The sequence below is a fragment of the Arsenophonus endosymbiont of Bemisia tabaci Q2 genome (genome assembly GCF_902713415.1).
Classification (GTDB): domain Bacteria; phylum Pseudomonadota; class Gammaproteobacteria; order Enterobacterales; family Enterobacteriaceae; genus Arsenophonus.
The window spans coordinates 1-3,026 of the sequence record NZ_CACTIE010000054.1 but is presented as its reverse complement, the minus strand read 5'-3'; the positions used below and the strand labels follow the sequence as shown (position 1 = coordinate 3,026).

4 protein-coding genes are annotated in these 3,026 nt (G+C 31.6%); all 4 read right to left on the bottom strand.

The window, feature by feature from the left end:
- Positions 1-929: 929 nt before the first annotated feature.
- On the bottom strand, positions 930-1,688 hold the full coding sequence (locus ARSQ2_RS03140; RefSeq protein ID WP_181994318.1) for a CDP-diacylglycerol diphosphatase: 759 nt from the start codon (positions 1,686-1,688) through the stop codon (positions 930-932).
- 365 nt (positions 1,689-2,053) lie between these two features.
- On the bottom strand, positions 2,054-2,206 hold the full coding sequence (locus tag ARSQ2_RS03135) for a hypothetical protein (protein WP_181994317.1): 153 nt from the start codon (positions 2,204-2,206) through the stop codon (positions 2,054-2,056).
- Positions 2,157-2,474 (bottom strand): transposase, encoded by a 318-nt coding sequence (locus ARSQ2_RS03130; RefSeq protein ID WP_238334286.1) that lies wholly within the window; start codon positions 2,472-2,474, stop codon positions 2,157-2,159. Before ARSQ2_RS03130 ends, ARSQ2_RS03135 begins: the two co-directional genes overlap by 50 nt.
- The coding region (locus ARSQ2_RS12400; protein ID WP_238334285.1) for an IS630 transposase-related protein at positions 2,363-3,026 on the bottom strand (664 nt) is incomplete at its 5' end. The genes ARSQ2_RS12400 and ARSQ2_RS03130, both read right to left, overlap by 112 nt.

Below are 3,026 nucleotides of genomic sequence, written 5' to 3'. Positions count from 1 at the left end.
CTGATATAGAGTAATTACTTATAATCATTTTAAAGTCGCCCAGCTGCATATCTGCGTCTGAGACAATATCGCCGGTAAACAAGTTTCAGAGCATATAATAGTTTTCTTGTCATTTTTGCTTTCAAGATTGTTTTCTGTGCTTTGCTTATTTTCTGTACTTTCAATTTCCCATTTCTTAAACAAAATATTTCTCATAAAATAATAGATAATTAGTAGGCTAGAGACTAATCCACTGCTAAAGCAAACCCAAAAGAATCCAGTGGAATACATGATGATAGAAACGCACCATCCAATAATTGCTACGTTGATTAATCGCACATAGTCCTCCACCGAATTTTAATGAATTAACACAGCATTAAATGCAGAGTTTATGATGCGTAAAGTAAAAAAATTTTTTGTCATCTCCATAATAATTTTATGTTATTAATTGTTTCACTTAATTTAAACTCGATGTTGGTGTTAAAATATTTATTTTTTGTTAATTGATAGTTGATTAAAATTTCACGTAGATTGATTTTTAAATCAAATCACTTTTTATGCTCTCGGATTGTTATTGTGATAAAATAAATAACATTTTTGTCTATTATAAAATAGCTAAATTGCAAAAAATTATTCATTATATTAGTGTTAGTTTCAGTATATTGCAATGCATCTTAAGTCAAAAATATTGACTTATGTTATAATTTTTATACTTTTATTCTGATATGAAAATTTTATAAATTATTATTTTATTGTTTAAGTTAATTTTTTAATACTATAAAACATGAACCGTTACTATTTTGATAACAATATAAGCGTTATTTTGTTGTAGTGATATAATGAATTCGATAACTATTTTAAATAATAATTTATATTAATAGCATATAAAAAGCGACTAATTATATATTACTTTAGCCACTTTTTTGTTAATGTTTAAGAATAGAATAGCTTTAATTATTACTTAATTTACATTGGTAATCTTGAATTGTACCCGCTGATCCAAGGTTATAATCGAGCAATTTTAATCGGTTCGCCAACAAAATAAATTCATTTTTTTGCGAGCTTGGTATCATCGCTAAGCCATAATAGGCAATATTATCACCCTGCTCTTCGGCATATTTTTCTAGATGATTAAATGGTGATATTTTATTTATGTCCGTCGCGGGAATTTTAATAGCTATGTATTGATGACTATTGATTCTTTCTTTTAATGGCCGCCAGCTTTTTGTTATAGTATCTTCATTTTCTTTTATTATTTGATACACTTCAGCTTTTAAACAGGCTAAATGAATATGCAATTGTTCTTGTGATCGACCATATTTTGAGTTTATAGCGAGAGAAAGATATTGCTCGTTAATGGCTTTATTTGCTGCTTTAATAAATAGCTGCCGATTTTGCCATGCTAACATGAAATAATTTTCTGTGTTTTTTTGTTGCAAAATAGGACTTTCAATGCCAGAGATTTTGTCTAATGGTAATAATAAATCATGTAATGGCCCCTTTATATCCTTATAAATAACATATCGGTGTTGTTGATCAACTTTGATACATGGCGATTGTAAGCTGCCATTTTTAAACTCAGGAATACATTGTTGATTAATAGTTTTCCATAACTTATCACTGTTTATTTTTAAATAGGCAAAATAAATTATTATTGATAAGAGTAAAGCAAAAAATATCTTGAGCAGTAATTTGATAGTTTTTTTCATAAAAATCCTATTATAAAAATTTTCTTTGAAAGCATTTTAGAATGATTGATTTAGTGGCTATCTGCGTTTTTCACTCAGCTAGTATAAGGTATGTGTAAGTTTATTCTATCTATTTATTAATTTAATGTTCTAAATGTTTTTCTTTTTTGACGGAATATAACTTTATTGAGTAGTTCGCATGTTTAAAAGATATCTCTTGACTCTTTTTATGTGAGGTTTTTTACTTACGCCTAATTAGAATCAAGATAACAAAAGAAGGTTAATAATGATAATTTTTATCACTGGCGTTACTGGGGTTTCGACGAAACAATAACGCAAAAATTCATTGCTAATGACCACATTGTATAGCTAAGCGACTTACCAACCTAATTGCTCAAGCACTGATTGAACAGTACCAGCAAACGGGCAATTGGACGTTTTTTCATCATAATGGCGGCGCCGTAACCCAGATCATTATAGCTAAGCGACTTAATTTTGATTACACCATATTGAGTGCGAACAAAATATCTGTGTCGCATCCGGGCGCTCTTTTTTGCATTTAGCTTTTGCCCATTTATGTTCAATTGGATTAAGATCTGGCGAATAGGTAGGCAAATATTCCACCATATGCCCCGCATCGATGATGACTTGTTGAATACTCTGTTTCTTGTGAAAAGTTGCATTATCCATCATGATTACACTGTTTTTAGGAAGTACTGGGATAAGGACTTGGGTGACCCATGCATAGAAAACATCGCTGTTAATATTGATATCAAATAATCCGATAGCAAACAGCGTTGTGCCCAATAAAGCGCCGATAACATTTGTTCTTCCTTTAGCTCCTCAGTTCTTGAGACCAACACACCGTTGACCTTTCGGGGAATAGCCGTGAGTCCGCGGGGTATCGTGTGAAAAACCACTTTCATCAATAAAAACAATATGCTTGCCTTCTTTTTCATACTGTTGTTTTTTTGTTGAAACGTTTGTCGAGTGTTTTCGTCGGCTTTCGGATGACGTAGAGTTTTTTTATAGGTCAATCCCATTTTTTTAAGAGCTTGCCAAATGGCCTTCTGACAAACGCCAAAACGCTCTGCACGCTCTTTTTGGTAAGCATCTGGATATTGTTCAACATCTTTTATCAACTCGGATTTATCGATTTTTCGCTGACGCGTAGTCGATGCTTTTGGCTCTATTTGATTAATCCAACGCGATACAGATGCAGAGCCAATCCGAAATTGCTTCGCTGTTTCTCGGATACTCAACCCTTCTTCTTCCATCGTAAATATCACTTTACGTCTAAAATCAATTGAATAGCTCATATAAATAATGTCATCAAAATTAAGTCGCTTAGCTATATTG